Source organism: Mesorhizobium xinjiangense, from assembly GCF_009749525.1.
In the GTDB taxonomy this organism is placed as follows: Bacteria; Pseudomonadota; Alphaproteobacteria; order Rhizobiales; family Rhizobiaceae; genus Mangrovimarina; species Mangrovimarina xinjiangensis.
This window is the reverse complement of sequence record NZ_WOAC01000004.1, coordinates 1-24,387: the sequence shown is the minus strand read 5'-3', so window position 1 is coordinate 24,387 and position 24,387 is coordinate 1. Positions and strand designations below refer to the sequence as shown.

Annotated in this window: 21 protein-coding genes; 13 read left to right on the top strand and 8 right to left on the bottom strand. The window is 64.6% G+C overall.

From position 1 onward, the window contains the following. The first annotated feature begins 12 nt into the window (after positions 1–12). Positions 13–750 carry a flagellar biosynthetic protein FliO gene (locus GM909_RS05855; protein WP_157015283.1) on the top strand — a complete coding sequence of 246 codons (738 nt, stop codon included), beginning with the start codon at positions 13–15 and terminating at the stop codon, positions 748–750. 113 nt (positions 751–863) lie between these two features. Here the strand turns inward: GM909_RS05855 and GM909_RS05850 are convergent, their stop codons facing one another. Further along, positions 864–2,036, bottom strand: a complete 1,173-nt coding sequence (locus GM909_RS05850) for a citrate synthase (protein ID WP_157015282.1) — start codon at positions 2,034–2,036, stop codon at positions 864–866. 75 nt (positions 2,037–2,111) lie between these two features. Between GM909_RS05850 and GM909_RS05845 the strand changes: the two genes are divergently transcribed. Continuing rightward, on the top strand, positions 2,112–3,200 hold the full coding sequence (locus GM909_RS05845) for a citrate synthase/methylcitrate synthase (RefSeq protein WP_157015281.1): 1,089 nt from the start codon (positions 2,112–2,114) through the stop codon (positions 3,198–3,200). Between the two features lie 174 nt (positions 3,201–3,374). Here GM909_RS05845 and dksA read toward each other — a convergent pair whose 3' ends face one another. After that, positions 3,375–3,791, bottom strand: coding sequence for an RNA polymerase-binding protein DksA (gene dksA / locus GM909_RS05840; protein ID WP_157015280.1), 417 nt, complete (start codon positions 3,789–3,791; stop codon positions 3,375–3,377). A gap of 269 nt (positions 3,792–4,060) precedes the next feature. Here dksA and GM909_RS05835 point away from each other — a divergent pair, with 269 nt between their 5' ends. From GM909_RS05835 to GM909_RS05825, 3 genes are all read left to right on the top strand, one after another. Further along, on the top strand, positions 4,061–4,570 hold the full coding sequence (locus tag GM909_RS05835; RefSeq protein ID WP_157015279.1) for a SixA phosphatase family protein: 510 nt from the start codon (positions 4,061–4,063) through the stop codon (positions 4,568–4,570). 78 nt (positions 4,571–4,648) lie between these two features. Further along, positions 4,649–6,112, top strand: coding sequence for a YcjX family GTP-binding protein (locus GM909_RS05830; RefSeq protein ID WP_157015278.1), 1,464 nt, complete (start codon positions 4,649–4,651; stop codon positions 6,110–6,112). Next, complete coding sequence (locus tag GM909_RS05825) at positions 6,109–7,209, top strand: YcjF family protein (protein WP_157015277.1); 1,101 nt, start codon at positions 6,109–6,111, stop codon at positions 7,207–7,209. Before GM909_RS05830 ends, GM909_RS05825 begins: the two co-directional genes overlap by 4 nt. Before the next feature lie 132 nt (positions 7,210–7,341). Here the strand turns inward: GM909_RS05825 and recA are convergent, their stop codons facing one another. After that, positions 7,342–8,439 carry a recombinase RecA gene (gene recA / locus GM909_RS05820; protein ID WP_157015276.1) on the bottom strand — a complete coding sequence of 366 codons (1,098 nt, stop codon included), beginning with the start codon at positions 8,437–8,439 and terminating at the stop codon, positions 7,342–7,344. 443 nt (positions 8,440–8,882) lie between these two features. Here recA and GM909_RS05815 point away from each other — a divergent pair, with 443 nt between their 5' ends. Further along, positions 8,883–9,848, top strand: a complete 966-nt coding sequence (locus GM909_RS05815) for a carbohydrate kinase family protein (protein ID WP_157015275.1) — start codon at positions 8,883–8,885, stop codon at positions 9,846–9,848. A 9-nt stretch (positions 9,849–9,857) separates the two neighbouring features. Next, on the top strand, positions 9,858–10,790 hold the full coding sequence (locus tag GM909_RS05810) for a pseudouridine-5'-phosphate glycosidase (RefSeq protein ID WP_157015274.1): 933 nt from the start codon (positions 9,858–9,860) through the stop codon (positions 10,788–10,790). 144 nt (positions 10,791–10,934) lie between these two features. Here the strand turns inward: GM909_RS05810 and GM909_RS05805 are convergent, their stop codons facing one another. Both GM909_RS05805 and GM909_RS05800 read right to left on the bottom strand, forming a co-directional pair. Then, on the bottom strand, positions 10,935–11,594 hold the full coding sequence (locus tag GM909_RS05805; RefSeq protein WP_157015273.1) for an OmpA family protein: 660 nt from the start codon (positions 11,592–11,594) through the stop codon (positions 10,935–10,937). Positions 11,595–11,729: 135 nt separating this feature from the next. Then, positions 11,730–12,167 (bottom strand): Fur family transcriptional regulator, encoded by a 438-nt coding sequence (locus tag GM909_RS05800; RefSeq protein WP_157015272.1) that lies wholly within the window; start codon positions 12,165–12,167, stop codon positions 11,730–11,732. Positions 12,168–12,342: 175 nt separating this feature from the next. Between GM909_RS05800 and GM909_RS05795 the strand changes: the two genes are divergently transcribed. The 4 genes from GM909_RS05795 to GM909_RS05780 are packed head-to-tail and all read left to right on the top strand — an operon-like array spanning position 12,343 to position 15,864. Next, positions 12,343–13,233: a metal ABC transporter substrate-binding protein gene (locus GM909_RS05795; RefSeq protein ID WP_157015271.1), complete on the top strand. Its 891-nt coding sequence runs from the start codon at positions 12,343–12,345 to the stop codon at positions 13,231–13,233. Beyond that, complete coding sequence (locus tag GM909_RS05790; protein WP_157015270.1) at positions 13,230–14,144, top strand: manganese/iron ABC transporter ATP-binding protein; 915 nt, start codon at positions 13,230–13,232, stop codon at positions 14,142–14,144. The genes GM909_RS05795 and GM909_RS05790 overlap by 4 nt, the downstream gene beginning before the upstream one ends. Before the next feature lie 2 nt (positions 14,145–14,146). Further along, complete coding sequence (locus tag GM909_RS05785) at positions 14,147–15,007, top strand: metal ABC transporter permease (RefSeq protein ID WP_157015269.1); 861 nt, start codon at positions 14,147–14,149, stop codon at positions 15,005–15,007. Next, positions 15,004–15,864, top strand: a complete 861-nt coding sequence (locus GM909_RS05780; protein WP_157015268.1) for a metal ABC transporter permease — start codon at positions 15,004–15,006, stop codon at positions 15,862–15,864. Before GM909_RS05785 ends, GM909_RS05780 begins: the two co-directional genes overlap by 4 nt. Before the next feature lie 69 nt (positions 15,865–15,933). On the opposite strand, the gene dnaE is transcribed toward GM909_RS05780, so the two are convergent. The 3 genes from dnaE to GM909_RS05765 all read right to left on the bottom strand — a co-directional run bounded on the left by dnaE (position 15,934) and on the right by GM909_RS05765 (position 22,262). Continuing rightward, on the bottom strand, positions 15,934–19,449 hold the full coding sequence (gene dnaE, locus GM909_RS05775; protein WP_157015267.1) for a DNA polymerase III subunit alpha: 3,516 nt from the start codon (positions 19,447–19,449) through the stop codon (positions 15,934–15,936). A 104-nt stretch (positions 19,450–19,553) separates the two neighbouring features. Further along, positions 19,554–20,237, bottom strand: coding sequence for an HAD hydrolase-like protein (locus GM909_RS05770; RefSeq protein ID WP_157015266.1), 684 nt, complete (start codon positions 20,235–20,237; stop codon positions 19,554–19,556). A 12-nt stretch (positions 20,238–20,249) separates the two neighbouring features. Next, entirely contained in the window at positions 20,250–22,262 is a 2,013-nt protein-coding gene (locus tag GM909_RS05765; protein ID WP_157015265.1) for an acetyl-CoA carboxylase biotin carboxylase subunit, read from the bottom strand. A 201-nt stretch (positions 22,263–22,463) separates the two neighbouring features. Here GM909_RS05765 and GM909_RS05760 point away from each other — a divergent pair, with 201 nt between their 5' ends. Together GM909_RS05760 and GM909_RS05755 are read left to right on the top strand one after the other, a co-directional pair. Continuing rightward, a complete protein-coding gene (locus GM909_RS05760; RefSeq protein WP_157015264.1) occupies positions 22,464–23,885 on the top strand; it encodes an adenylate/guanylate cyclase domain-containing protein in 1,422 nt (473 codons plus the stop codon). A 39-nt stretch (positions 23,886–23,924) separates the two neighbouring features. Further along, on the top strand, positions 23,925–24,387 hold a 463-nt coding region (locus GM909_RS05755), incomplete at its 3' end, for an alcohol dehydrogenase catalytic domain-containing protein (protein ID WP_157015263.1).

The following is a 24,387-nucleotide window of genomic DNA, read 5'->3' as shown; positions in this document are numbered from 1 at the left end:
GGAAAGAGCACCATGAGCACCTGGCTCGACAATATTGGCGGTTCCAGCACCGGATCGGCGATCTGGGCGCTGATGATCGTGCTGGCGGCCATTATCGCCCTGGCCGCGATCTGGCGTATCTATCGTGGTCTGACATCAGGCACCTTCGTTGCCGGAGGACGGCACCGCAAGGCACGCCTGGCCGTTCTGGACGCCGCCGCCATCGACGCAAAACGCCGCATCGTGCTCGTGCGCCGGGACGATGTCGAGCATCTGCTGTTGATCGGCGGACCGACGGACGTGGTCGTGGAAAGCCGAATCGGACCGGCCACAGGCTTGAGCGAACCACTGCCCAGCGCCGCACCCTCTCTGGAGCCCCAGGAACCGGCATTCCTGACCCCGGCGCAGCCGGCGGCAGCCCCCGCACCGCGCGTACCGGAAGCCGCGCCAACGGTCATGGCTGCAAGACACACGTCTGCGGCAACGCCAACACCCGGCGGGCACGCAGCGCCGGGACCGAGCCCGCAGCCGATGCATGCCACGACGCCCCCTGCCCGGGGCGAACCGCCACGTCCCGCGCCGCCCGCCGCCGGCACAAGTTCCGCGGCCGCGCCGCAAACGGGCCGGGAATCCGACGACTATCTCGACCGCGCCCTGCAGGCCGAATTGCGCCGTGACCCGCACCATCGCCCCACTGCCGAAGCGGATCCCTCGCTGGAGGAGGAGATGGAAAAGCTCCTCGGCGATCTATCCTCCGAAACGCGCCGGTAGCGATTCCAAGTGGAAACCGGACTTCCATCCGGAATTGCGAAAAAACAATGGGTTTTGTCGGTCTATCAATGCAGTGGATCGATGTACCGGTCCAAGCGCGTTGGCAAAAAGGCTCAATCGGTACCCATGCCGCCCTGCGGCACAAGCGGCGGCCCGTCGTAGCGCGCACGCGGCCTGATGAGTTGTCCGGTTGCCGCCTGCTCCATCGCATGCGCGAGCCAGCCACAGCACCGTCCCGCGGCAAAGAGCCGGAACGGCGCATCGTCCGGCAGGTCGAAGGCTTCGCTCATCGCGACCAGCGCGAAATCGACGTTCGGCCGCCATCCGGCAAGCTCGTGCACCGCAGCGGCAAGCTCGGCCAGATGCGCCGGCGGCGCAAACCGCGAAAGCAGGATTTCGGCGCGCGGATCGATCCCCTGATAAAGGCGATGCCCGAAGCCCGGTAGCATCTCCCCGCGCCGCATCCAGTCGGTGGTCGCCGCGGTCGCCCCGGTGCGCATGCTGTCGGCAGCAAAGGCGCGCAATTGTGCTGCCACCCCACCGTGACGCGGTCCCAGCAGCGTCGAAAACCCCGCAAGCAGTGCGGCTGCCAGCGGCGCGCCGGTCGAGGCGGCCACCCGGGTGGCAAAGGTCGAGGCGTTGAGCTCGTGGTCGGCCAGGATCACCAGCGCCATTCTGACCAGTTCGGCGGCCGTGCCGGTGCAGCGCCAGGCCGTGGCGAATGACGCTGCGATATCGCCCTCGCGGATCGTTTCGGCGCCCAGAGCCGATGCGACACCGGCAAGCAGCGGCCCCGCCTCGGTCGCCAGGGCGAAGCGGCTGCGGCCGAGCGTCGGCATGCCGTCCGCCGCCTCGCGCGCAAGCAGCGTCATGGCCGCCGTCGTTGGTCCGCGCTCGCGGTCGCATTCCATGACGCGGCCGGCATGCACGCTCTGCGGCTCTACATCCCACAACAGTGCGGCCACCTCCTCCAGCGTCGCCGCGCGGGCCAGCACGGCGGCATCGTGCTGGCGGTAGTAGAGGCGGCCATGGGCGATGGTCGAAATCGAGGTCGGCAGCACCGCCTCCCCCCAGGCGATCGCGTTCTGCGCAACCTGCCGTGCCCTTCGGCCCCGCGCGCGCCGTGTCCGCAACGCCTCGATGTCGTCGCCCGAGTAAAGACTGCGGCGCGGATCGGCAGGATCCGGCCTGGCTGCAACGAGACCGCGGCTGACATAGGCGTAAAGCGTTTGCGGCCTCACCTCCAGCCGTTCGAGGGCCTGCTTGCTCGGTATCCAGACAGACATATTGATTCAGTTGATCAAGATTGACGACCATTGATGATCTACACATTGTCCACGCCACAGCAAGGAGAACACGCAATGACGAACGGATTGGACGATGTGGTCGCGGCCGAAACGGTGCTGTCGGACGTCGACGGCGCAAAGGGACGGCTGGTGATCCGCGGACATGCGGTGGAAGACCTCGCCGCCGGCTGGGCTTTCGAGGATGTCGTGCATTTGCTGCTTGAGGGATTTGTCGACGGATTGCCCGCGGGGGAAGACCTACGATCCGCGATCGGCTCGGCGCGGCTCGGGGTCTTCAAGCGGATCTCGCCCCATCTGGCGGCCTTGCGCGACCTGGAACCGGTCGATGCGCTGCGCGCCGGCCTGTCCCTGCTCGCCGATGGCGACGACCTCGACACCGCCTTGCAGCTCGTTGCGGCGCCCGCCGTCATCACCGCGGCGCGGTTGCGGATGGGGGCGGCAAAGACGCCGGTCGCGCCGGATCCCGCCAACACCCATTCGGCCGATTTCCTGCGCATGATATCGGGCCGGCCCGCCACCGCGCATGCCGCGAGCGGGCTCGACAGCTACCTTGCCACGGTCAGCGACCACGGCATGAACGCTTCGACATTCACTGCCCGGACCGTCGCTTCCACGCAGGCCGGGCTCGGCTCGGCCGCGATCGCCGGCCTGTGCGCCCTCAAGGGGCCCTTGCATGGCGGCGCGCCGGGGCCGGTGCTCGCCATGCTCGACGCCATCGCCACGCCACAGGCCGCGCATGGCTGGCTCGCCGAGGCGCTGGCGCGCGGCGACCGGCTGATGGGTTTCGGCCATCGCATCTACCGTGTGCGCGACCCGCGTGCCGATGCGCTCAAGCAGGCGATCGCGCGCTTGAGCAGCGATGAGGAACTGGCCGGCCGGATCGCGTTGGCCGAGGCGGTGGAAACGGCGGCGCTCGACCTTTTGCGCACGGCGAAGCCGGACCGCTCGCTGGACACCAATGTCGAGTTCTACACCGCGGCGCTGCTCGAGGCGCTCGGCTTTCCCGCGCAAGCGTTTACCTGTGTCTTCGCCGCGGGACGCGTCGTCGGCTGGATCGCCCATGCGCGCGAACAGGCCATGACGGGCCGCCTGATCCGCCCGCAGTCGCGCTATATCGGCCCGGCGCCTCAAATCGCCGCGTGAAGGCCCGTCATACGAATTCAGCGGCCTCACGGGGCCGCTGACGCCATTCCTGTTCCTGTTGCAGGTCGCCGACACAGGCCGGGCCGGCATTAGAGCATATTGATCTGGCGCGCATATAAATCTGTTGGAGCATGTACCTTTCGCTCAAACGTTTCCGTTTGAAGCGAACGCGCGCTAGTCGTCGCGATAGACCTTCTCACGCCGCTCGTGACGTTCCTGGGCCTCGATGGACAAGGTCGCGATGGGCCGCGCGTCGAGCCGCTTCAGCGCGATGGGCTCGCCTGTCTCTTCGCAATAGCCGTATGTGCCTTCGTCGATACGCTGCAGGGCGGCATCGATTTTCGTGATCAGCTTGCGCTGCCGGTCCCGCGCTCTCAGTTCGATGGCTCTGTCGGTTTCCGACGATGCCCTGTCGGCGAGATCGGGATGATTGGCGTTTTCCTGCTGCAGGACTTCGAGCGTATCGCGCGCTTCTCTGAGAATGTCGTTCTTCCAGCCTATCAGCTTGGCTCGGAAGTAGGCTTTTTGCCGTTCGTTCATGAACGGCTCATCCTCGCTGGGTACGTAATTATTGTCCATCGTTTCGCTCATTCGAGTCACCCCGCAGCAATGAACCGGCGCCTATATATTCGGGCCGAATTGAAGGCACAAGCACAAAGAACCGGATGCTCACGCATTTGTTAGGCTGCACCCAAGTCTCTCCTGTCAGGCCAATCCAGGCTTGCCTGCGCTACCGCCAGGCGAATGGCGCGATGATGAAGCGGGTCTTGTCGGCAACACGTTGCATCCACCAAACCGGCTGGATAAACCTGTCGAAACGGGCGCGCGCGCCGCGCCGCACGAGCCATGGGAGCGCCGCGATGAGCCGCCTGTTTCTTCTCAGACACGCCAAGGCTGCATGGCCCGAACCCGGCGGACGCGACTTCGACCGTCCGCTCTCGCCATCCGGCGCCGCCGAGGCCGGCTTGATCGGCCAGGCCATGCTCCGTCTTGGCCTCATGCCTCGGCATGTGGTCTGTTCACCAGCCGCCAGAGCCGTCCAGACATGGCAGGCGATCGCCGAATCGCTCGCTCGCTCGGCCGCCGAAGCCTTCCTGTCGGATTCGCTCTATGACGGCGACGCCTCGTCCTACCTCACCCTCATACGCAATGCCGGCCCCGTCGGCGACATTCTCGTCGTCGGGCACAATCCCATGATCGAGGATGTCGCTGCCGCACTGTCGGAAAATGGCGACGCCGCAGCCCGCTCGATGCTGGCCAAAGGGTTCCCGACCGGTGGCCTTGCCGTCATCAACATTGCCGGCGATCCGCCTGCGGCCTCGCCCGCCACCTGCCGGCTCGAGCGTTTCCTGATCCCGTCCGAACTGTGAACGGCGCAGCCGCAGGACGGCCCGGCATTCAAATCGGCCGGCGAGCGGCCTATATGATGAGCGATCCGGAGAGACAATTTGCCATCGCTGACAAGTCTGACCGACGAGGCGCGCATTGCCCTCGATACATTCGCCGGCCGCGCGACATCGTTTGTGTCGCCTTCGCTGCGGCTCGGCGTCACCGGCCTGTCGCGCGCCGGCAAGACGGTCTTCATCACCGCCCTGGTGCACAATCTCATCCATGGCGGGCGCCTACCCATGTTCGAGCCGCAGAAGTCGGGCCGCATCGCCCGCGCCTTTCTGCAGGAGCAACCGGACGACGCGGTGCCGCGCTTTCAGTATGAAGACCATGTGGCCGCCCTTGTCGACGAGCGAATCTGGCCCGAATCCACGCGCGCCATTTCCGAGCTGCGCCTGACGATCGAATATGAATCGGCTTCCGCCTGGGGACGGATGCTGTCGAGCGGCCGGCTGTCGATCGACATTGTCGACTATCCCGGCGAATGGCTGCTCGACCTGCCTCTGCTCGGCAAGGATTTCGCCGCCTTTTCACGCGACTGCGCCGAACTGGCCGCCCTGCCGGGGCGCGCCGACCTCGCAACCCAATGGCTCGAACTCTCCCGCGCCGTCGACCCTGACGGTCCGGCGGACGAGATGATGGCGCGCAAACTGGCCGAGGCCTTCACCGCCTATCTGCGCGCCTGCCGCGACGACAGCCGCGCGCTCTCCACTCTTCCGCCGGGCCGCTTTCTCATGCCCGGCGACCTGGAAGGCTCGCCCGCCCTCACCTTCGCGCCGCTGCCCGGAATCGGCGAGGGCCGATATCGTCCGGGATCGCTCGGCGCGATGATGGAACGGCGCTACGAGGCCTACAAGACGCATGTCGTCAAGCCGTTCTTCCGCCAGCACATCACGCGACTGGACCGGCAGATCGTGCTGATCGACGCCATGCAGGCGCTCAACGCCGGTCCCGCCGCTATGGCCGATCTCGAACGCGCCCTGACCGAAATTCTCTCCTGCTTCCGCCCCGGAACCAGCAACTTCCTCACCGGCCTGTTCTCGCGGCCGATCGAGCGTCTTCTCGTCGCCGCCACCAAGGCCGACCATATCCACCACGAAAGCCACGACCGCCTGCAGGCGATCGTGCGCAAGCTGGCCGATCGGGCGACGGAGCGGGCCAACGTCTCCGGTGCCGCGGTCGAGGTCCTGGCCATGGCGGCGGTGCGCGCCACGCGCGAGGGCACGGTCAGGCAGAAGGAGCACGAACTGCCGGTCATCATAGGCACGCCGATCGCCGGCGAGACGATCGGCAAGGACACGTTCGACGGCGAAACGGAAACGGCCATCTTTCCCGGAGATTTGCCGGAGAGCCCGGCACAGCTCTTCGATCAGTCGAACGGCTCACCGAAGCCGGAAACGATCCGCTTCGTGCGCTTTCGTCCGCCCAGGCTGGAGCGCAACGCCGACGGCGTTCTCCTGTCGTTGCCCCATATAAGGCTCGACAGGGCCCTGCAGTTCCTGATCGGAGATCGCCTGGCATGACCAGCCAACGCAAACCCGCCGCTTTCAAGCTGACGCCGGACAAGGGGCACGATCAGGCCGGCGATCCCGCCGCCAAGCGCACGAAGTCGGCAGAACCGCGCACGCCGCGCGCCATCGATCTGCGCGAAGCCGTCGTCGATACGGTCGAGACCGACATTTTCGATACAGAGAACGATGATGAAGCGGCCACCGTTTCCGCACCGCCCAAGTCCCGGCGCTTGCGCCTGGGCGGCATCTTGCTGGCGGCCCTCGGCCTGCTCCTGTCTATGGCCGTCGGCATCTGGACCGATCGGCTGATCCGCGACCTGTTCGAACGCGCCGATTGGCTCGGATGGACCGCACTCGCCGCAGCGGCCATCGCCCTCATCGCCCTGGTCGTCATCGTGATACGCGAATTATGGGCGCTGGCGCGGCTTGCCTCCGTCGACCGGCTGCGCAAGCGGGCCGAGGACGCTCTATCGCGCGGCGACACGCGCTCGGCGCGGTCCGTTGTCGACGATATTGCGCGGTTCGTCGCTGCGCGACCGCAAACGGCGGCCGGGCGGCGCAATCTCGAGGACCTGCGCGACGACGTGATCGACGGACCGGATCTGATCCGCCTGGCCGAGGGCGAACTGCTGACGCCCCTCGACAAGGCGGCGCAACAGATGATCCTCGATGCGGGCAAGCGGGTTTCCGTCGTCACCGCGGTCAGCCCGCGCGCCCTCGTCGACCTCGCCTATGTCGTCTTCGAAGCCGCCCGGCTCATTCGGCGCATTTCCGAACTCTATGGCGCCAGACCCGGAACGATCGGCTTTTTCCGCCTGGCCCGCAGCGTCTTGGCGCATCTGGCCGTTACCGGATCGATCGCCGCCGGCGACAGTCTCGTCCAGCAGGTCCTCGGCCACGGCCTGGCCGCACGGCTGTCGGCCAAGCTCGGCGAAGGCGTGATCAACGGCATGATGACGGTGCGCATCGGCATCGCGGCGATGGAAACCTCCCGCCCGCTGCCCTTTCTCGCCGTGCGCCGCCCCAGAATGGGCGACTTCGTGTCAGCGCTTGCGCGTTTCGCAAAGGCCGATGACGCGGCAGAGCCGACAAAAGGCGGATCGGCGTAAGATCGAGCCGGACCCGCCTGGTATGCGCCCCCGGATCGGCCCGTCGCTTCACGGAATCGATGCGCCGATCCAACCCTGCGCTTGAGGCGGTTGCGGACAGAGAACCGGCATCCACGTCGCCTGGAATTGCCGTTAACCCTCGGCGGCCATGTCCCCGTCATCATCGCCGTCAGCGCTGCCCGGGCCCTGCTCGAGGAATTTCTCGGCGATCAGGCCGGCGTTCTGGCGCAGCGCCAATTCGATCTCGCGCGCCGCATCGGGATTGTCGCGCAGGAACTGCTTGGCGTTCTCGCGCCCCTGACCGAGCCGCTGCGAATTGTAGGAGAACCATGCGCCGGATTTTTCGACGATGCCGGACTTGACGCCCAGATCGATCAGCTCGCCGGTCTTCGACACCCCTTCGCCATACATGATGTCGAACTCGACCTGCTTGAAGGGCGGCGCGAGCTTGTTCTTGACCACCTTGACGCGGGTCTGGTTGCCGGTGACCTCGTCGCGCTCCTTGACCGAGCCGATGCGGCGAATGTCGAGGCGCACGGAGGCATAGAATTTCAGCGCGTTGCCGCCGGTCGTGGTTTCGGGCGAGCCGAACATGACGCCGATCTTCATGCGGATCTGGTTGATGAAGATGACCATGGTGTTGGAGCGCGAGATGGAAGCGGTGAGCTTGCGCAGCGCCTGGCTCATCAGCCGCGCCTGCAGGCCCGGCAGGGAATCGCCCATTTCGCCCTCGATCTCGGCCCGCGGCGTCAGCGCCGCCACCGAATCGACCACCAGCACGTCGATCGCGCCGGAGCGCACCAGCGTGTCGCAAATCTCCAGCGCCTGTTCTCCCGTATCGGGCTGCGAGATCAGCAGATTCTCCAGATCGACCTTCAGTTTGCGCGCATAGACTGGGTCGAGCGCATGCTCGGCATCGACAAAGGCACAGATTCCACCGTTCTTCTGCGCCTCGGCGACCGTGTGCAGCGCCAGGGTCGTCTTGCCCGAGCTTTCCGGCCCGTAGATCTCGATGATGCGTCCCTTTGGAAGCCCGCCGACGCCAAGTGCGATATCCAGTCCCAGCGAGCCGGTCGGGATGGTTTCGATCTCCACCACCTGTTCGTTCGCGCCCAGACGCATGATCGAGCCCTTGCCGAATGCCCGTTCGATCTGCGACAGCGCCGCGTCAAGAGCCTTAGATTTATCCACCGAATCGTCCTCAACCAGCCGCAATGAATTCTGAGCCATGATACATTACCCCTTGATCGTCAATGAAGCACGGCCAATTGCCGCTTCCCTTTCACATGTACATGTTTTGTTCCATTTTAGCAAGTGGCGTAAATAGTCATTTCATCAATGACTTATCTGATATGTTCTTTATACGTTCCAGCGCCGTTCTTCTTCAGCATCCCGCAATTGAAACGGGCATGACAGGCGGGCTGCCGCATCGGGCCCATTGCCATGCCGAACGTTGAGTTCAACGATTTATCAGAATCAACCGGTTAACAGCGGCTCATCGGATATCGTCGTCGTCTCGATAGCGTGCGATGGACGGGATGCGGACGGGCAAATCAGTCCATCAGCGGGCGCAGCGCATCGAGCCTCCCGCCGACACAGGCAAACCGGTCTCACGACGCATTGTGCTTTCGCCTCTTCGGCCCTATGGTCGCGCCGCATTTCCGGACACCAGCATGCCAATCCACCACACCCGCGCGCATATCCTCGCCATCGGCGGCGCCCATATCGATCGCCGCGGCCGCATGACGGAAAAGTTCGCGCCCGGCGCGTCCAATCCGGGCAGGATGGACGAGGAGGTCGGCGGCGGCGTGTTCAATGCGCTGCGCAGCATCGTTCAGCGCGGGCACGGCGCATCGCTGATGTCGATGCGCGGCGGCGATGCCGGCGGGCAAGCTGTCGCCGCGGCTGTCGACCGGGCAGGCATCGACGATCTGCCCGCGGTCTTTCTCGATCGGGTAACACCCAGCTATACGGCGCTTCTCGACGACCAGGGCGAACTCGTTGCCGGCCTTGCCGATATGAGCCTCTACGACCTCGGCTTCGTGCGGCATCTGCGCCGCAAGGCGGCGCGCCAGGCGATCGATGCGGCCGACGCGATCCTCCTCGACGCCAACATCCCCGCGCCCGGTCTTGAATTGATCGCCCGCCAGGCAGGCAGCAAGCCGGTCTTCGCCATCGCCATATCGCCGGCCAAGGTGTTGCGGCTGAAACCGGTCCTGCCGGCGCTGTCCGTCCTGTTTTTGAACCGCCGCGAGGCGATAGCGCTGACGGGCCTGCCGCCGCAGAGCGACGGCGCGGACCTTGCCAGAGGCCTTCGGGCGCTCGGCTTGCGGCGCGCGGCGATCAGCGCCGGACCGCAGGCGCTATTCGGCCTCGATGAAACAAACGTCTTTTCCATAGCGCCGCCGGCGCCTGAGCGCGTTGCCGACGTGACCGGCGCTGGCGACGCCCTCGCCGGCGCGACCATCGCCGCCATTCTTGCCGGCCACGATTTTGCCGGAGCACTGCGCGAGGGTCTGGCGGCGGCCAGCATATGCATTGAAACGCCGCGTTCCGTGCCACAGCTCGACGAGCCCCATTTCTCCGCAGCGCTTGCCCGGATCGCCCAACCGGCGATCCTGGCGAAATGCGACCCGTAAGGACCGATCATGACGCCTGAGACCGCATACCGACACATGGATGTCCTCGAACCCGTCGCCGCCGCGCTTGCCGCGGGACGTCCGGTGGTGGCGCTCGAAAGCACGATCATCACCCACGGCATGCCTTTTCCGCAAAACAGCGAAATGGCCGCCAATGTCGAGGCGATCATCCGTGCCGAAGGGGCCGAGCCGGCGACGATCGCCGTTATCGACGGCCGTCTCAAGATCGGCCTGTCGGACAAGGACCGCACCGCCCTTGCACGGCGCGACGACGCCATGAAGTTGTCGCGCGCCGACCTCGCCTTCGCGGTCGCCGAAGGCCGCACCGGCGGCACCACGGTTGCCGCGACCATGATCGCCGCCGCGCTCGCCGGCATCGAGGTGTTTGCTACGGGCGGCATCGGCGGCGTGCACAAAGGAGCGGAGCAGAGCTTCGACATCTCGGCCGATCTCGACGAGCTGGCGCGCACGCCCGTCATCGTCGTTTCGGCCGGCGCCAAGGCCATTCTGGATATCGAAAAGACGGTCGAAGTGCTGGAAACACGTGGCGTGCCGGTGGTGGCGCATGGCAGCGACGTCATGCCCGCCTTCTGGTCGACGACCTCCCCTCACCCAGCGCCCTTGCGCCTCGACAGCGCAGAGGCGATCGCCCGGTTCCACCGCACCCGGGGCGAACTCGGCATATCCGGCGGCATGCTGGTCGCCAATCCCGTGCCGGCGGCCGACGAGATCGCTCAGGACGAAATGGCCGTGCATATCGCCGCCGCCCAGGCCGATGCCGAACGCCAGGGAATCAGCGGCAAGGCGGTCACGCCGTTTTTGCTGTCGCGCATTCTGGAACTCACCGGCGGCGCCAGCCTGAAGACGAATATCGCCCTTGTGGAAAACAATGCCCGTCTGGCGGCGCGGATTGCCGGTGCGCTGGCGGAAAGCCGCGCATAGAGCATGTCCCGCTCAAACGAACCCGTTTGAGCGTAAGCTGCATGCTCCAGCACATTGATCTGGCGCGCATATCATTGGTTCAAACGAAAAAGCCCCGGCCGACGCGGGCCGAGGCTTGCGATCCAACGCATCGACGCGGGACGGTCAGGTCAGCGGCGCCAGACGGATCTCGACGCGGCGGTTCTGCGCCCTGCCTTCCGGCGTGGCGTTGGAGGCGATCGGCTGGGTCTCACCGAGTCCGACCACGGAGAAGCGCCGCTGGTCGACGCCCTGTGCGTTCAGATAGTTGGCGACCGAAAGCGCGCGGCGCTGCGACAGGTTGAGATTGTAGTTGTCGTCACCGGTCGAGTCCGTATGGCCATAGACGTCGATCAGCGTCTTGGCATAGCGGTTGAGCACGATCGCCACCGAATTGAGCGTCGAATAGAATTGCGGCTTCACGTCGGAGCGGTCCGTGTCGAAGGTGATGTTCGACGGCATGTTGAGGATGATGTAATTGCCGTCGCGCGTGATGCTGACGCCGGTGCCCTGGAGTTGGTCGCGCAGCTGCGCCTCCTGCCGGTCCATATAATTGCCGACAGTGCCGCCGGCCAAGGCGCCGACGCCCGCGCCGATCAGAACGGCGTTGCGCTGGGCGACCGAGGAGCCGCCGACGGCCAGGCCGGCCAGTGCCCCGAGACCGGCGCCGAGTGCGGCACCGCCAGCGGTATTGGAGATCTTTCTCTCACCCGTATAGGGATCCGTCGTGCAGGCGCCGAGCGCCATCGTGCCGGCCAGCGCGGCCGCAAGCAGTTTGTACTTCATGTCCGTTTCCCTCTCCTCGAAGCCCAGGGGCGATTCGCGGTCAGTCTAAGCAATCTGCGAGCCTTGTAACAAGAATTGCGGCGAAAAACGGAACCGGCCGCCTTCTGATCGATCTGCCGTTCCCGGTTCGCGTCCCTATTTCGCGGCCGTGCGCCGCTTGCGCCCGTAAAGTTCCAGCCGGTGATGCAGGATGTCGTAGCCGAGTTCGCGCGCGATCTCGTCCTGCAGCGCCTCGATTCGCTCGGAACGGAACTCGATCACGTCGCCCGTCTCGACATCGATCAGATGATCGTGGTGCTCCACGCCCGCATGCTCGAAACGCGACGGCCCGCCCTCGAAGGCATGCCGGTGGATCGTTCCGCACTGTTCCAGAAGCTTCATCGTCCGGTAGACGGTCGACAAGGAGATGCTGGCGTCGACGGCACTGGCGCGACGAAATATTTCGTAAGCGTCGGGATGATCGTCGGTCTCCGACAGAATGCGCAGGATCGTCTGACGCGGCCGCGTGATGCGGACGCCCGCCCGGCGCAACTCCGTCTCCAGATCCTTGCCCTTGGTCTGCTGGTTTGTCATGGCCGGATAATGGTCCAGATGACAACCAGTTGCAAATGGCTGCAGGCCCAGTTCCCATTTCTTTTTGCAAACGGTTCGCATTTGCATTGACATATGTCAGCGACCCGTTAGATTGTGGCCGATAGATTGAAAATGCCGATTTCTTCGTCCTCCCGCGACCATTGGAGACCCGCATATGATCCCGACCAGACTGGCCTGCGCCGCCCTTGTGTTCGCCGCCACCCTCACCGGCGCCCACGCACAGGAGGACGAATTCAAGGTGGTCACGACCTTCACGGTCATCGCGGATATGGCCAGGAACGTCGCCGGCGACGCCGCAATCGTCGAATCCGTCACCAAGCCCGGCGCCGAGATCCACAATTACCAGCCGACGCCCGGCGACATTCTGCGGGCCCAGGACGCCGACCTGATCCTGTGGAACGGGCTGGGACTGGAACTGTGGTTCGAGCGCTTCTTCCACAATCTGAGCGACGTGCCCGGCGTGGTCGTCTCGCAAGGCGTGGAGCCGATGGGCATTTCCGAGGGCCCCTATCGCGGCAAGCCCAATCCGCATGCCTGGATGTCGCCAAGCGACGCCCTCATCTATGTCGACAACATCCGCAAGGCGATGGCGGAGCATGACCCCGACAACGCCGAAATCTATGCCGCCAACGCCAAGGCATACAGCGAGGAGATCGAAGCCCTGGTGAAGCCGATCAGGCAGCGCCTGTCGGCGATCCCGCAGGAGCGGCGCTGGCTGGCCACCAGCGAAGGCGCCTTCAGCTACCTGGCGCGCGATTTCGGGCTCAAGGAGCTCTATCTCTGGCCGATCAACGCCGACAGCCAGGGCACGCCGCAGCAGATCCGCAAGGTCATCGACACGATGAAGCGCGAGCACGTGCCGGCCATTTTCAGCGAGAACACGGTGTCGGACAAGCCGGCCAGGCAGGTCGCGCGCGAGACCGGCGCGCTTTACGGCGGCGTGCTCTACGTCGATTCGCTGAGCGAGCCCGACGGTCCGGTTCCCACCTATATCGACCTTGTTCGCGTGACCACCGAGACGATCGCGAAGGGGCTGACGGAATGAACCTCGCCCCGCCCCGGGCCGGCTCCCCAGCGGGCATAAAGGTGGACGGCATCACCGTCACCTACCGCAATGGACACACCGCCCTCTTCGACATGAGTTTCGCAATTCCGCGCGGCACGATCACGGCGCTGGTCGGCGTCAATGGCAGCGGCAAGTCGACCCTTTTCAAGGCGATCATGGGGTTCGTTCCGCTTGCCGCCGGTTCGGTCTCCATTCTCGGCGAGCCGGCAGGCCGGGCGCTCAAGAGCAATGTCGTGGCCTATGTCCCGCAGGCCGAAGAGGTCGACTGGAATTTTCCCGTCCTGGTCGAGGACGTGGTTATGATGGGCCGCTACGGCCACATGAACGCGCTGCGCATCGCCACGCGCCACGACCACGCCATGGTCGACGAGGCGCTCGAACGCGTCGGCATGGGGCATTTGCGCAAGCGCCAGATCGGCGAATTGTCGGGCGGCCAGAGAAAGCGCGTCTTCCTGGCCCGCGCGCTCGCCCAGGAGGGGCAGGTCATCCTGCTCGACGAGCCATTCACCGGCGTCGACGTGACGACGGAGGAAGCGATCATCGCGCTTTTGCGCGATCTGCGCGACGAGGGCCGCGTCATGCTCGTCTCGACGCACAATCTGGGCAGCGTGCCGGAATTCTGCGACCGCGCCATCCTGATCAACAAGACGGTTCTTGCCGCAGGGCCGACCGAGGAGGTTTTCACCCGCGCCAATCTGGAAGTCGCCTTCGGCGGCGTGCTGCGCCACTTCGTGCTCGGCGGATCCGACCTCCACGAAGACAGCGACACCCGCCAGGTGACCGTCATATCCGACGACGAGCGCCCGGTCGTTCTTTATGGCGACGAGGACAAGGAAGGCTACGCCAAGAGGCCTGCCCGGCCAGGCCGCAATGCCGGCGACGAGCGCTGATCATGCAGATCCTTCTCGAGCCGTTCACCTATGGATACATGGTCAACGCCATCTGGGTCAGCGGCCTGGTGGGCGGTGTCTGCGCCTTCCTGTCGGCCTATCTGATGCTGAAGGGCTGGTCGCTCATCGGCGACGCGCTCTCCCACTCCATCGTGCCCGGTGTGGCCGGCGCTTATATGCTCGGTCTGCCCTTCTCGCTCGGCGCCTTTATCGCCGGCGGGCTCGCCGCCGTGTCGATGCTGTTTCTCAACCAGCGCACCAAGCTGAAGGAGGACGCCGTCATCGGGCTCATCTTCACCTCTTTCTTCGGCCTCGGCCTGTTCATGGCGTCGCTGTCGCCGGTCTCGGTCAACATCCAGACCATCGTCCTGGGCAACGTCCTTGCCATCACGCCGGAAGACACGTTGCAGCTCGTGCTGATCGCCGGCGTCTCGCTCTCCATCCTGCTTTTCAAATGGAAAGACCTGATGGTCGTCTTCTTCGACGAAAACCATGCGCGCTCGGTCGGCATCAATCCCTTCCTCATGAAAGCGATCTTCTTCACGCTCTTGAGCGCCTGCACCGTGGCGGCGCTGCAAACGGTCGGCGCGTTCCTGGTCATTGCCATGGTGGTGACACCCGGCGCGACCGCCTATCTGCTGACGGACCGCTTTCCGCGGCTCATCGCGGCATCGGTGGCGATCGGCGCGCTGACCAGCATTACCGGCGCCTATGCATCCTATTTCCTCGACGGTGCGACGGGCGGCATCATCGTCGTCCTGCAGACCCTGGTCTTCCTCGCCACCTTCGTGCTGGCGCCCAAGCACGGGCTGCTCGCTGCGCGCCGGCGGGCACGCGCGGCCCTCGCGGAGGCCGGCCAATGAGCGAGTTCATCGACGTCGCCACCCTGCCCTTCCAGTTCCCCTTCATGCGGCTGGCCTTCATCATTGCGCTGCTGGTCGCGGTGCCGATGGCGCTTTTGTCGACCTTCCTGGTGCTCAAGGGCTGGTCGCTGATGGGCGACGCCGTCTCCCATGCCGTGCTGCCGGGCATCGTCATCGCCTATATTGTTGGGCTACCGCTCGCCATCGGCGCGTTCGCCGCCGGCATGATCTGCGCGCTGGGCACGGGCTATCTGAAGGAAAACAGCCGCGTCAAGGAAGACACGGTCATGGGTATCGTATTTTCCGGCATGTTTGCGCTCGGCCTCGTCCTTTATCTGTCCATCCAGACCTCGGTCCATCTCGACCACATCCTGTTCGGCGACATGCTGGGCATCTCATGGGGCGACATCGCGCAAAGCGCCACGATCGCAGCAATTTCGGTCGGGCTTCTGATGCTTGGGCGCCGCGACCTCCTGCTCATGTCCTTCGACGCCCAGCACGCCCGCGCAATCGGACTTCCCGTGACCCTGCTGCACTACGGCCTGCTGGCGATCCTGTCGCTGACCATTGTCGGCGCGCTCAAGGCCGTCGGTATCATCCTCGCAATTGCGGTCCTCATCACCCCCGGCGCCACAGGCTATCTGCTGACCCGGCGCTTTGGGACGATGATGGCGGTATCGGTCGCGGTAGCCGCGGCGGCCTCATTTCTCGGCGTCTATATCTCGTTCTTCATCGACAGCGCCCCGGCGCCGACGATCGTGCTGGTGATGACGGTGGCATTCATCGCCGCGTTCATCCGCTCGCGACAGGTCGCGACCGCCGCGACCCGACCGCCGGAACGCGGCATGCTCGGTTAGCGTGCGTTTGCTTCAAACGGATATGCACGCCAGAGATATATCACTGATATATTACGCCGTTGCGACGTTTCAGACGAGCTCGACCTCGACCACGCCCTGCACGGCACGCATGGCCGAGGCGATATGCGGCGAGATGCGGTAGCGTTCCGGCAATTCGATCTCGACCTCGCCGCGTCCGCCTTCCTTGATGACGATGAAGCTGACCTGGCCCTCGCCCTTGGCGGAAAGCTGGCTCTGCAAGGTGGCAAGCGGCGCAGCGTCGCGCACGAAGACGCGCAGCGAGCGTTGCACCCGGCTGGCTTCCTCTTCCAGTGAAAACACCGACTGAATGCGCAGATTGACGCCCTCCGGGCGATCTTCGGCCGCGACGGTCACGACGACCGACCGGCCCGCCTCGAGCAAGTCGCGAAACTGCGCCAGCCCCTCCGAAAACAGCACCGCCTCGAACTGGCCGCTGGTATCGGAAAACTGCACGATGCCCATCTTGTTGCCGGTGCGCGTCTTGCGCTCCTGCTTCGACGTGATGGTTCCGGCCAGCCGGCCGGCCGACGCGCCGCGCTTGACGGCGGCGGCGAAGTCCGACCAGCTCTGCACGCGCATCTTGTCCAGCGCCGCCTTGTACTCGTCCAGCGGATGCGCCGACAGATAGAAGCCGACAGCCTGGAATTCGCGGTGCAGCTTTTCGGCCGGCAGCCACGGCTCACAGGCCGGCAGGCGCAACGGCTCGGGCTTTGCCCCCATGGCCGCGCCGAACATGTCCGACATGCCGAGCTCCGCATTTTCCTGCGCCCGCTGCGCCAGCCCCATCATGCGCTCGATGCCGGCCATCAGCGACGCCCTGTCGCGGCCGAAACAGTCGAAGGCCCCGGCGGCGATGAGGCTTTCCAGGACACGCTTGCCGACGACCTTCGGATCGATGCGCTCGCAGAAATCCTCCAGGCTCTCGAACGGGCTTTCGTTGCGCTTGGCCACGATATGCTCGACCGCCGCGTCGCCCACCCCCTTGATGGCCGCGAGCGCATAAAAAATCTGCTTATCGCCAACCTCGAAATCGGCAAAGGAAGTCAGCACCGAGGGCGGAACGACCTCGATACCGAGCCGCTTGGCGTCCTGCCTGAAATCGGAAAGCTTGTCGGTGTTCGACATGTCGAGCGTCATGGACGCGGCGAGAAACTCGACCGGATAGTGCGCCTTCAAATAGGCCGTCTGATAGGAAACGACCCCATAGGCGGCGGCATGCGACTTGTTGAAGCCGTAGTCGGCGAACTTGGCAAGAAGGTCGAAGATGGTGTTCGCCTGGACCTTGCTCACCCCGCGCTCCACCGCACCATCGACGAAACGCACGCGCTGCTTGTCCATCTCGGCGCGGATCTTCTTGCCCATGGCGCGGCGCAGCAGATCGGCTTCGCCGAGCGAGTATCCGGCCAGTTCCTGCGCGATCTGCATGACCTGCTCCTGATAGACGATGACTCCTTGAGTCTCCGTCACCAGGTGGTCGATCTTGGGATGAATGGAGGCGATCTCCTCCTCGCCATGCTTGCGGGCATTGTAGACGGGAATGTTTTCCATCGGCCCGGGGCGGTAGAGTGCCACCAGCGCGATGATGTCCTCGATGCAGTCGGGCTTCATGCCGATCAGCGCCTTGCGCATGCCGGCCGATTCCACCTGGAATATGCCAACCGTCTCGCCGCGCGACAGCATGGCGTAGGTTTCGGCGTCGTCATAAGGGATTTGCGACAGGTCGATGTCGACGCCGCGCCGGCGCACCAGCCGCACCGCCGTTTCCAGCACCGTCAGCGTCTTCAAGCCGAGAAAGTCGAACTTGACCAGGCCGGCCTGCTCGACAAATTTCATGTTGAACTGCGTGACCGGCATGTCTGAGCGCGGATCGCGATACATCGGCACCAGCTCCCACAGCGGCCGGTCGCCGATAACGATGCCGGCGGCGTGGGTCGAGGCGTGCCGATAGAGCCCTTCGAGCTTCTGGGCGATCTCCAGCAGGTTCTCGACGACCGGCTCCTTCTCGACCTCCTCGGCAAAGCGCGGCTCGTCCTCGATCGCCTTGTGCAGCGGCGTCGGATTGGCCGGATTGGAGGGAACCATCTTGCACAGCCGGTCGACGAGGCCGTAGGGCATCTGCAGCACGCGGCCGACATCGCGCAGCACCGCGCGCGCCTGCAACGTGCCGAAGGTGATGATCTGGCCGACCTGGTCGCGCCCGTACTTCTCCTGGACGTAGCGGATCACCTCCTCGCGCCGGTCCTGGCAGAAGTCGATGTCGAAGTCGGGCATCGACACGCGTTCAGGGTTCAGGAAGCGCTCGAAAAGCAGCGAGAAGCGCAGCGGGTCGATGTCGGTGATGGTCAGGGCATAGGCGACCAGCGAGCCGGCGCCCGAACCGCGCCCCGGCCCGACCGGAATGTCCTTCGATTTCGCCCACTTGATGAAATCAGCGACGATCAGGAAGTATCCCGGAAACTGCATCCGCTCGATGATGCCGAGCTCGAAATCCAGCCGCTCGACGTACTGCTCGCGCGAAAAACCGGGCGCCAGGCCGGCCGTGGCGAGACGGTGCTCAAGCCCTTCATGCGCCTGGCGGCGCAATTCGTCCGCCTCCGCCTGCCCGGCATCGGCCGCGCCCTCGCCGGTGGTGAAGCGCGGCAGGATAGGCTTGCGGTTCTTCGGATAATAGGAGCAGCGCAGCGCGATCTCGACCGTGTTGTCGAGTGCCTCGGGCAGGTCGGCAAACAGCGCCGACATCTCCGCCTGGCTCTTCAGGCAATGGTCGGGCGTCAGCTTGCGCCGCTCGTCGACGGCAATCACCGTGCCTTCCGCGATCGCGATCAGCGCGTCATGCGCCTCATAGTCCTCGCGCGTTAAAAAGAAGGCGTCGTTGGTCGCCACCAGGGGTATATTATGGCGATAGGCCAGATCCACGCTCGCCGCCTCGACCGTGCGGTCATAACCGGCCGGCCGCTGCAATTCGACATAGAGGCGGTCGCCGAACCATTGGCGCAATTGCTTGATCCGCTGTTCGGCCAGTTCGGGATGATCGGCCTTGAGCGCCTGGCCGATGGGGCCGGCTTCGCCGCCGGTCAGGCAGATCAGCCCCTCGGACAGTTCTTCCAGCCACGCCGCGTTTATCGTCACCTCGTCAACCGAATCCGATTGGAGATAGGCGCGGCTGACGAGACGCACCAGATTGGCGTAGCCGGCCTCGTTCGCAGCAATCAGCGCCATTGTCGGTGCCTGGTGGCCAAAACCCCGATGGCCGTGCCGGGCATTGGCCACCCCTTCCTCGTCCAGCACGGTGTTGAACTGGCAGCCGATGATCGGCTGCAGGCCGGCCGCCGTTGCCTTTTGGGAAAATTCCAGCGCGCCGAAGAGGTTGCTGGTGTCGGCGATGCCGATGGCCGGTGCCTTGTCGGCGACGGCATGCTTGATGATCTTGGCGATCGGCAGCGCCCCTTCAAGCAGCGAATAGGCGGAATGAACGCGCAGATGGATGAAGGGACGTGCCTGTCCGTTCAGTGCACCTGCCCCAACAGGTAGCGAAGGATCGCGCGGGGACTGTTCGCTCGCCATGGATGACTGCCGCTCACTTCTTGAAGACTCAAAGTGTCATTGTTCCGTATCGCGAGCGGCCGGTAAAGACACTGCCGCCGGCCGTGCACGGCATTCCGATAGTTTCAGACAGCCGCGGGCGAGAGCACTGCATCGATGGCGGCCGCGAGTTCGGCCGGTTCCCCGACGATCTCCACCGCGCCCGCGGCCACAAGCTCCGCCCTGTCGCCAAATCCCCACAGAACACCGATGGTCGGCACATCGTTCGCCTTGCCGCCAGCGACATCGTGAAGCCGGTCGCCGATCATGACTGCATTGGCCGCTTCGATCGGCTCGCTTGCCATGATGTGCCGGATCAGGTCCGCCTTGTTGGCGTTGGTTCCGTCCGGGGCGGAGCCGTGGACCGCGTCGAAGAACCCGCCAAGCCCGAAATGCGCAATGATGTCCTTGCTGTAGGCTTCCATCTTCGAGGTCGCGACGGAGAGGAACCGGCCACTTGCCACGCAGTGCGCGAGCACCTCCTTGATACCGGGGATAAGCTCGTTCTCGAACTTGCCGACGCTCTGATAGCGCTCGCGATAATGGGCCACCGCTTCCCAGATACGCGCCTCGTCATCGGTGTCCAGAAGGACGCGGAACGTCACCTGCAACGGCGGCCCGATATGCGCACGGATTGTCGTATCATCCGGTGCGAGACGCCCCATCTTCTCCATGGCGTGGCGAATGCAGTTGGAAATGCCCAAAAAGGGGTTCGTCAGCGTACCGTCGAGATCGAACAGCACTGCGGCCTGGCTGTCAGCCTTCGCCATGCAAGAAAACTCCTATTCGAATTCGATGATCACCGCGTCGACCGCCAGGCTGTCGCCGGGTTTGGCGTTGATCTTGGCCACGACCAGGTCGCGTTCGGCGCGCAGGACGTTCTCCATCTTCATGGCCTCCACGACGGCCAGCGTCTCGCCGGCCTTGACCTCCTGGCCTTCGGTCACCGCGATGCTGACCACGAGCCCCGGCATCGGGCACAACAGCATCTTCGACGTGTCCGGCGGCACCTTTTCCGGCATCAGCCGGTCAAGTTCGGCGATGCGCGGCGTCAGGACGCAGGCCGTCACCGACATGCCCTTCCACGCCAGACGCGTGCCATTGAGCGCCGGGCGCAGTTGCGCGACGATGTGGCGCGTGCCGACCGTGCCGCGCCAGACCGGCTCGCCGGGGCGCCAGTCGGAAGCAACCGTCATGGCAGCGCCCTCGCCGACCCCGATATCCATCTCGATGGGGATCGAGATCATCCCTTCCTTTACGGTGACGGGCAGGTAGACATCGTCCAGACGGACCACCCAGTCCGGCCGCAACACGCCCGAATGCGGCGCCAGCCGCCCGCTCAAGCGGTCGAGGCGATCCTTGCGCAACAGTTCCACGGCAAGGGCGATGGCAGCCAGCACGCCGCGCTCTTCTTCGTCGGGCACGATCGGCGCGAACCCGTCGGGATACTCCTCGGCGATGAATCCGGTCGACAAGCGCCCCTCGCGCCAGCGCGGATGCTGCATGAGCGCGGCGAGGAAAGGAATGTTGTGCTCGATACCGTCGACCACGAAAGCGTCGAGCGCGTCGGACATTGCGTCGATCGCCGCCAACCGGTCGGGGCCCCAGGTGCACAGCTTGGCGATCATAGGATCGTAGAACATGGAGATCTCGGAGCCTTCGGTCACCCCAGTATCGTTCCTGACGACGCAATCGCCGATGCGCCCCTCCGCCGGCGGCCTGTAGCGTGTCAGCCTGCCGATCGAGGGGAGAAAGCCGCGGAACGGATCCTCGGCATAGAGCCGGCTCTCGACGGCCCAGCCGTCAAGTTTCACGTCGCCCTGCCCGATCGGCAGCTTTTCGCCGGCAGCGATGCGCATCATCTGCTCGACCAGGTCGATGCCGGTGACAAGCTCGGTCACCGGGTGTTCCACCTGCAGCCTGGTGTTCATTTCCAGGAAATAGAAGTTGCGGTCCTTGTCGACGATGAATTCGACCGTGCCGGCGCTTTGGTAATCGACGGCCTTGGCCAGAGCCACGGCCTGCGCGCCCATCGCCGCCCGCGTTTCCTCGTCCAGGAAGGGCGACGGTGCTTCTTCGACCACTTTCTGATTGCGCCGCTGGATGGAGCATTCGCGCTCGCCGAGGTGAATGGCATGACCGTGGGCGTCGGCGAGTACCTGGATCTCGATATGGCGCGGCTCGACGATGAATTTCTCGATGAAGACTCGGTCGTCGCCGAACGAGCTCCTGGCCTCCGAACGCGCACGGTCGAAACCGTCGCGAACCTCCTCGGCGCCCCAGGCGATGCGCATGCCCTTGCCGCCGCCGCCGGCCGAAGCCTTGATCATCACCGGATAGCCGATCTCGCCGGCAATGGTTTCGGCATGATCGGCGTCCTCGATGATGCCGAGAAAGCCCGGCACCGTGTTCACCTTGGCGTCATTGGCGAACTTTTTCGATTCGATCTTGTCGCCCATGGCGCGGATCGCCTTGGGCTTGGGGCCGATGAAGATGATGCCTTCCGCTTCCAGCGCCTCGCAAAAGGACGCGCGTTCCGACAGGAAGCCATAACCGGGATGCACGGCCTCGGCCCCGGTGTCCTTGCAGGCCGCGATGATCCTGTCGGCCGACAGATAGCTTTCGGATGCCGCGGCAGCGCCGATATGCACCGCCTCGTCGGCCATTTCGACATGCACGGCGTCGCGGTCGGCGTCGGAATAGACCGCCACCGTGGCGATTCCCATTGTCTTGGCCGTCCTGATGACACGGCAGGCGATCTCGCCGCGATTGGCGACCAGGATTTTCTTGAACATTTGTGCGGCGTCCCTCCGGCGAACGGCATTCCTTTTATGCAATCGCGACCATGGCCTCAAGCGAGCCGCGCCGGCAATGTGCACACATGCACATCCGTTTCACGCAACGCGATCACGCTGGCGCCCGTCGATGTGATGCCGCGTGAGCGCATTCCGTGATAATTGAACATGGCTCGGGCTTGTTGAGCGGGAGCGACAGGAATGCTGGCACGATTGCGCGAATTTCTTTCAGGGCCCGACCTTTCCGCTATCCCGCCGCGCATTGTCCAGCGCATCGCCCAGCGCGACTGGTCCAACGACATATTGCTGCGCGCGATCCAGCTGGCGATCGTGCTCCTCTTCTGCATCCTCTACGCGGTCTCGCCAAAAACCTACCCGCAGGACGCCTTCACACCCGTGCCCTATGTGCTGGCCGCCTACCTGTCGATTTCGGTCGTCGTTTTGGCGTGGAGCTGTTTGCGGCCAATCCCCGACTGGGCCAACTACCTGTCGATTCTGTTCGATTTTTCACTGCTTTACGGCTTGTTGATAAGCTTTCACATTCAGTACGAGCAACCGGCCAGCTTCGTCCTGAAGGCCCCGACCCTGCTCTACGTCTTCATCTTCATCGCCATTCGCGCGCTGCGTTTCCATCCCAAATTCGTCCTTGTCGCCGGTATGGCGGCGCTCGCCGGCATGGCCTTCATGATCGTCTACGTCACGCGGATCGATCCGGCAGACAGCATGCTCACGCGCTCCTATGTCGAGTATCTGACCTCGAACTCCATCCTCATCGGCGCCGAGATCGACAAGATGATCTCCATTCTCTTCGTCACCGCGGTGCTGGCGATTGCGGTGAACGGCTCGCGCAAGCTGCTCGTCACGGCGGTGGCCGAGCAGTCCGCGGCCGAGGATTTTGAGCGCTTTTTCGATTCTGCGGTGGCACGCAACATCCGCACGGCGCAGGAGCGCATCATGGCCGGCAACGCCGAAAAGCGCCTCGCCGCCATCCTCAACGTCGACATACGCGGCTTCACCGCTCTGGCCGAACAACTCGATGCCGATTCGGTCATCCGCGTCCTGTCGGCCTATCAGGGCCGCGTCATTCCCCTGGTTCAGCGCAACAACGGCGTGATCGACAAGTTCATGGGCGACGGCATCATGGCGAGCTTCGGCATTGGCGGAGCAAGCGAGACGTTTGCCGCAGACGCGATCCGCGCCGCCGAAGCCATTCTTGCCGACATTCGGGACTGGGGCGCACAGGACTTCCTGCGCATTTCACAAACGCCCCTGCGGATCGGTATCGGCATCGCCACCGGCACCGTGAGTTGGGGCGCGCTCGGGCAGGACCAGCGCCTCGAAATGACCGTCATCGGTCCGGCGGTGAACCTCTCGGCCAGGCTGGAAAAGCACAACAAGACGCTCGGCAGCAACTGCGTTGTCGATGCGCGGAGCTGGAAACTGGCCCGCGAACAAGGCTATGCCGGCGCACTTGATGCGGAGTTCCGCCAGGCCAAACTGGACGGTGTGCGCGACCCTGTCCGGATCGCCGTGCTTTCGCTGCACGACGGCAATTCGCCCGCCCGGCTCGATGAAGTATCGGACGTCCGTCCAGCGGGTCTTGAACATGCCCCAAAATCCTGAAACCTTGGCCCTACACTTACCGTCTGAAAGGAACGCCCAATGAAGACCCGCGCCGCCGTTGCCGTTGGAGCCGGCAAGCCTCTGGAGATCATGGAGGTCGACCTGGAGGGCCCGCGCGAGGGTGAGGTCTTGATCGAGGTCAAGGCGACCGGCATCTGCCACACCGACGAATTCACGCTGTCGGGCGCCGATCCGGAAGGCATCTTTCCCGCCATTCTCGGCCATGAGGGCGCCGGCGTCGTCGTCGATGTCGGCCCGGGGGTCACCAGCCTCAAGAAGGGCGACCATGTCATCCCGCTCTACACGCCCGAATGCCGCCAGTGCCCCTCCTGCCTGTCGCGCAAGACCAATCTGTGCACCGCCATCCGCGCAACCCAGGGTCAGGGCCTGATGCCCGACGGCACCTCGCGCTTTTCGGTGAACGGCGAGAAGCTCTTCCACTACATGGGCTGCTCGACCTTCTCCAACTTCACCGTTCTGCCGGAGATCGCGGTGGCCAAGG